Source organism: Pseudomonas sp. D47, from assembly GCF_045447305.1.
In the GTDB taxonomy this organism is placed as follows: domain Bacteria; phylum Pseudomonadota; class Gammaproteobacteria; order Pseudomonadales; family Pseudomonadaceae; genus Aquipseudomonas.
On record NZ_JBJGXU010000172.1, the window covers coordinates 1 to 642 of the forward strand.

Here is a 642-nt window from a genome sequence, read left to right on the forward strand (position 1 = left end):
GACGAAAGCCTTTACGCGTATGTGCCTCTTTATGATGCCTACTGTAGCGGTGGGCATGGCTCATGGAATGACGGGTCAAAGATAGTCACCATGCTTGCTTTCACTGCTTATTCCCTTCGTAAAAAAGGGCTGGATGCATCACGACTGTCTGCCATCCGTGTTGATGGCGACTCAATGACTGGTCTTTTGAGCGATGGCGATACGGTCGTTATTGATCACGGCCGCAACTCGCTTGAGGGGGAAGCTGTCTATGTCATCCAGTTAGATGACCATCTGTATGCCAAGCGTCTTCAGCGCCAGTTCGATGGAGCGATTCATATCATCAGTGAAAACAAAGCCTATAAGGATATGATTGTGCCTAAGCAACAGCTGAATGATCTGCGCATCATTGGCCGGGTAGTGTGGGCGGGGGGATGGATTTAGTCGCTCCACATATGCCGAAGAGCCCGCTAAATCCGGGCTCTTCTTTTAAAATGTGCTGTTTTTTCTCTCGCGCCTATTTGACACCGATTTTGTGTATTCCCTAGCCCGGGTGTGTCGCGCAAGGCCGCAGCCCGCCTAGCTCGTATCAGGTTGTCACGTTTAGTCCAGGCTCTTCCCACCGACTCCTCCCCCAGTGTCAAAGCTGTCACTAACTCACAC

The 642-nt window shown here is 51.2% G+C and carries 1 protein-coding gene; it reads left to right on the forward strand.

Annotated elements, in window-relative coordinates; genetic code table 11:
- The coding region (locus ACI77I_RS32090) for a helix-turn-helix transcriptional regulator (RefSeq protein WP_407000223.1) at positions 1-423 on the forward strand (423 nt) is incomplete at its 5' end.
- Positions 424-642: the final 219 nt, after the last annotated feature.